The 5280-nt window shown below is 59.1% G+C and carries 5 protein-coding genes; 1 reads left to right on the top strand and 4 read right to left on the bottom strand.

Annotation, left to right across the window (positions count from 1 at the left end; all coding sequences use genetic code 11):
* Positions 1–2999: BPTD_3080 family restriction endonuclease (locus tag M7F93_RS10955; protein ID WP_298173311.1), on the bottom strand; the 2999-nt coding region annotated here is incomplete at its 3' end.
* A 150-nt stretch (positions 3000–3149) separates the two neighbouring features.
* Here M7F93_RS10955 and M7F93_RS10950 point away from each other — a divergent pair.
* Positions 3150–3392: a hypothetical protein gene (locus tag M7F93_RS10950; protein WP_298173308.1), complete on the top strand. Its 243-nt coding sequence runs from the start codon at positions 3150–3152 to the stop codon at positions 3390–3392.
* Here M7F93_RS10950 and M7F93_RS11995 read toward each other — a convergent pair.
* The 3 genes from M7F93_RS11995 to M7F93_RS10940 all read right to left on the bottom strand — a co-directional run.
* Positions 3365–3937: a DUF4124 domain-containing protein gene (locus M7F93_RS11995; protein WP_366144773.1), complete on the bottom strand. Its 573-nt coding sequence runs from the start codon at positions 3935–3937 to the stop codon at positions 3365–3367. The genes M7F93_RS10950 and M7F93_RS11995 overlap by 28 nt on opposite strands.
* A 12-nt stretch (positions 3938–3949) precedes the next feature.
* Complete coding sequence (locus M7F93_RS10945) at positions 3950–4657, bottom strand: PspA/IM30 family protein (RefSeq protein ID WP_298173305.1); 708 nt, start codon at positions 4655–4657, stop codon at positions 3950–3952.
* Between the two features lie 103 nt (positions 4658–4760).
* Positions 4761–5280: divalent metal cation transporter (locus tag M7F93_RS10940; RefSeq protein ID WP_298173302.1), on the bottom strand; the 520-nt coding region annotated here is incomplete at its 5' end.

Below are 5280 nucleotides of genomic sequence, written 5' to 3'. Positions count from 1 at the left end.
TGAAATTCATTTGCAGGCATGTAAGTATCTTTACTATTTCTCCCGAGGTTGTTCACGCCGGGCACCCAGTAGGTGTCCATGGTGGCTTTTTTGTCCTTGGCGTCTTCGCCACGATAGCCCTTGATCTCGACGATGAGATTCAACAGATCATTATCGCCATGGCCGTCGTCCACGCGGACGATGAAGTCGGGACGGTAGATGCGGGATTCAGAGCCGTAGCGGTAAGGCACTTCAAAGCCGAGGTTATGGTTTTTCACGTAGGCGCGCACGCGGGGGTGGGCTTCCACCACACGGCAGAACTCCCCTTCCCAGTCGCTATCGAGTATGACCCAGTTGAGCGGACACTTGGGCGGCGGGCCGCTGGTGTCCCAGCGTTCGGTCTTGGAGGTGTTGAAGTTGACGTGGGCGGTGCTGCCGCTGGGGTTGTAGGGGTCCAGGACGACGTGAATATGGCGCTGCGCCGCTTCGGAATGGTCCGTGAGCATGGCGCGATTGATAGCGGTGATGATGCGGCTGGCGGCCATATCGGCCAGCATCTTGTATTTGAGTTGCGCCGGGTAAGTGCCGCCCTTGCAGGTCAAATAACCATCGAGCCATTGCCGGGCAATACGCTTGAGCTGGCCGAAGAGGTAGAGTTTCGGCGCACCGTCTTTGTCGCGGAACTCGTTGAGCAGCAGGTAGGAGGTCAGTTCGTAGACTACCTGCAAGGGGCGCACGTCGCCGGTATGGACGAGGTTGAGGTCCACCGTTTCGCCGATGATGCCAGAGTTGCGGGTCTCGGTGGCGCCGACCAAATCGGGCGTGAGCTCCAGGACCGAGTCGGCATCGAAGCGCGCTGCGAGCGGCGTTTCTGGTAACTCGACGCGGTAACCCTGCACCCGTGGAAAGCGGATTTCCAGGGCATCACGTTCGGGTCGCACGGCTTTGACGTGAATGGTTTCGCGGGGTGGCTGCGGTGGCGCCACCACCGGCTTGGCGGTGAAATCGAAGGGAATGCCCAGCACATCGGCATACTCGACGTTGAACAGCCCTTCCTCATTCAGATCGTAGGACTGGCGCCGCAAAGCGCGGCCGATGACCTGTTCGCAGAGCAACTGGGTGCCGAAGGCGCGCACCCCCAGCACATGGGTGACGGTGTTAGCATCCCAGCCCTCGGTCAGCATGGACACGGAAACCACGCAGCGGACGGAATCGCCCAGTCGGCCCGGCTTGCCGACGGTGTTCATCGCCTCGCGCAACAGCTCCTGATCGCTGATGTTCTGACCAGATTGCAGATCGCCGCTGCGCTCCACCATCTCGCGACGAAAACGCTCGATTTCATCAGCAGCCATGACGCGGAATTTGTCATCCAGCGCATCGCCGGATTCCAGTTGTTCACTGTCGATAAGCAGGGTACGCGGGCGGCCCAGCGCGTTGCCATGCTCGTCATAATTGCGAAACAGAGGCAGGCGTCCGTCCACCAACTTAGTGGAGCCGTCTTGCTGGACTTGCAGAAAACCAGCGATGTAGTCATAAACCAGCTTGGATGTCGCAGTATTATTGCAGACGATGATGAAGCAGGGCGGTACGGCAATGTTCGCCTCCTCCCAGAGCTTGAAGGTCTTGTCGTAATGACCATATAGCGCATCCAGAGCGGTCTGCAGAGGTGTCGGCATAGACAGTGGGTCTATGGGATTGCCTTTGCCGCGCCCAGGCTTGGGCATCTGGCCGCGGATATGTTCCCAGAGGTTGCGGAACATGGGCATCTCGCCGCCGGGGATATTGTCCGCCACCGGCACTCGCGGCAGCTTGACGATGCCGCATTCGATGGCGTCCATCAGCGAGAAGTCGCTCATGGTCCAGGGGAAGAGTGTACCCTCGACATAGCCCGAGCCGCTCAGGAAAAAGGGCGTGGCGGAGAGATCAAACACCCGCGCCAGCCCGAGCTTGCGCTGCACCGCTTCCAGCCCCGATATCCACAAGCGGGCGGCGGCGCTGTTCTCTTCGGCCTCCTTTTTCTCGTCGCCTTTGAGATCGTCGTCCGTCGCACCGGGTTTCTCGCGGTAGCAGTGGTGGGCCTCGTCATTGATGGCGATAATGTTTTTCAGGCCCATGAGCTCGGGCATGACGCGCTGGAGCATCTGGCCTTCCGTCTCCAGCGTGTTCAGCGCCTCACCGCCCTGCCCCTGGAGCAGGCGGCGACCGCCCTTGGAGAGTTCCAGCCGCTCGCGCAGCTTGAAGGCATGGTAGTTGGTGATAACGATGCGGGCGCGTTCCAGATCAGCCAGCATATCGCCGGGCACCAGTTCGCGGCTGGCGTAGTAGCTGTCGGGATCGTTGGGTTGCAGCACGCGCAGACGATCTTTGATGGTGATGCCGGGCGCTACGATCAAAAAGCCCCGCGTGAATTTCTTGCTGTTGGGGTGCCGCACTGCGTTGACGGTCTGCCAGGCAATGAGCATGGCCATCACCGTGGTCTTGCCCGCTCCGGTGGCCAGCTTGAGCGCCAGACGCAGCAGGTCCGGGTTGGCATCGTGACTAACGTTACGCAGGTGATCGATGTAGGTCTGCGCGGATTTCCCCATCTGCGGCGCGACTTCAGTCAGCCAGATGGCGGTTTCCACCGCTTCGATCTGGCAGAAGAAGGGGCGAATACTGCTGAAAGCGTGGTGCCGCCAGTGTTGCAGCAGCCGTGCCGTCTCCGGGGTTACCCGCCAGTCTGCGGGGTTGGGGATGCCGCGCCACTGGTCTACTTCGGCACGCACACCGTTGATGAGCGCGGTGATGTTGTACTGCTGTTCCTCGGTCGAGAGCCCCTGCCCTTGGTCGAGCACCAGCGCTGCCTGCCGACCGGCCCCTTTTTGCTTGCGTGGCCGGGGAATGGGGCTGATGAATTCCGCCTTGCGACGATTGTCGATGATGCGCTGGGTCGGCTGTCCCTGTTCATCCAGCTCCCAATGACGCTGCGGATACCCATAAGGGGAATTGAGGATGGGTTTTTCAAAGAAAGGGTTTTGCATGGTTATTTATGGTCTGCGGCGGCCAAGCTTTGTCCACTTTATAGCCTATAAAGGCCCTGCTGGCGAGTGCCTATTGCAGCTTCGACAGTGCGCTATTGCTACAATTGCTACAGATGAATATAATCAGTCTTTGAATGGCAGGGGCTTATAATGGGCATAGAGAACTCCGATGGCAAAGAAATAAGAAACGTTGTTCTCGCTATAATTACCGCCCGCACCGGTTGGGGACGACGCTTAAAAGTGATCACTTTTTTCGTTTCTTTTATTGCCAGCCTGCTGATTCCTATGGGGGTTATTGTAATCTATTATTTATGGAAACATGGCAATAATATCCTGAATGAACATGGTGAGCGTGTCAGCCTCACTTATGGTATAAGCACCGGCGAAGAGTAGGCGGAGGGTGGTGCTGGGGGTGGTAGCAGCACCATGGACGGCTGCCGTGACGGAGGATGCACCGGTCGGCGGTAACGTTGCGGGCGTCTTTCGCGAAAGCGGTGCGGGCCATAACCGATAAACCCCGGTATATAGGCACTCCGTGGCGGCGGAATGCGCGCGGACTCTAAACTGCTCTGATAGTTGTTGATAGCAGCCAGCAGATTCAATCGGGCAATGGCCGCCTGTGCCTTGGACGCCGCTGACAGGGTTTCCTCTTTGGCAGTCGAGCCGGATTTTGTTGGCGCAATCGCCGCTGGCGGTGGAGCAGGAGGTATCGGGGGAAGTGCCTGAACCCGATGTGCGCCGCGAGGCGGTTGGTCCCCGTAGCTCACCACCCCACTCGGCGAAACCCATCGATAAATGGGGTCTCCGGAGGCAACGGGGATAGCGGTGATGTTCCAGACGACAGCGGCTAATATGATCAAGGCGCTCCCAACCGGAATCCCATAGTTGGATGGGCGGTGGTCTGGTGAACAGTGTCTTATCCCGCCAAGGCCTGACATGAACGTGTCCTCTCAATCCTGTTTCGCCGCCAGTTCGGCCTTGAGGCGGGCGAGATCGTCGTCGACGCCGCTGGTGGCGCGAAGTTTGTCCATTTCCCGATCCGTCTGCGTGCGGTGGTCTAAAGGATCGTTGATGACCCCGGACTCCAACAGGCCATCCATGGCCTGAGCCTTGGCCTGCTCGTGCGCGGTGCGATCCTGCACCCGGCGCAACGCATCCCCGGCGTCATCCAGGCCGTGACCCAACCCGGTGAGGGATTCGGTAACTTTCACTTGCGCCTGCGCCGCCGCCATCTGGCTTTTCATCACTTCTTTCTGGGTGCGGAACTGTTCGATACGTTCCTGGAGGGCGTGTTCATAATCCATGAGCTTCTGTGCCTGGGCGGCGACAGTGTCGTGGGCTTCTTGCAGAGCGGTAATTTTCTGTGCTTCGGCCTGTTTTTCTGCCAGTGCGCTGCGCGCCAGGTCTTCACGGTTGGCGTTGAGGGCCATGCGGGCATCCTCTTCCGCCCTGGCGGCTAGCTTTTGCGCCTGCGCGATCTGGTTTTCCAGGGATATCCGCTCGGTGACCACATCGGCAAGGTGGTGTTTGGCTTCCTGCAGGCTGGCCAGCATCTTCTCGTAGGAGAGGTCCAGGGTTGCTGCGGGGTCTTCGGCCCGGCTGAGCAGTTTGTTAACTCTGGCCTCCAGAATATTGGCGGCGTGCTTAAAAATAGACATGCAAAACTCCTGTGGGACCTGTGGTCGGGGTGAAACACCGTTTGCTTAGATATAGCACAGCCCCGCATCTCTGCAAGTTTTTGTAAGCGCTCCCGGTTTCCTTTCACAATCCCGGAATACTGGTCACCCCTCCATAAACCCCCAACCCGCCCGCCAAGATTACCACAAACAGCACCAGCCAGAGATAAGGGCCGCGCAAGCGGTGTTCGGCAGGCAGCGCCTTGATGGACAGGGCGACCAGAAAGCCCAGTACCATAGGCAGAAGCAGTGCATTCATCACCTCCACGCCAATGTCGAGGCTGACGAGATCAGGAATGGTGATCACCGTCACGGCGCCAGCCACGATGATGGCAGTGTAAATCCCGTAAAACCAGGGCGCATCTTTGGGGTGATGTTCCAGCGAGTGGCGGAAGCCGGTGACCTCCCCCCAACCCCAGGCCCCGGCAAGGGAAGCGACAATGGCCGCCACCATGCCCGCCCCGAGGATACCCACGGAAAACACGATGCGTCCCCAGGTGTCGCCGAGATAAGGAATAATAGCCTCTGAAAGCTGATGCACCGTATTGAGGGGAGCGTTGGGGTTCAGGCGGCCAATAGTGGCGGCCGTCGCGATCAGTACGGCC

The sequence above is a fragment of the Acidithiobacillus sp. genome (assembly GCF_027322205.1).
GTDB lineage: Bacteria > Pseudomonadota > Gammaproteobacteria > Acidithiobacillales > Acidithiobacillaceae > Acidithiobacillus.
The sequence above is the reverse complement of the archived record's forward strand: the minus strand, read 5'-3'. Positions and strand labels throughout refer to the sequence as shown.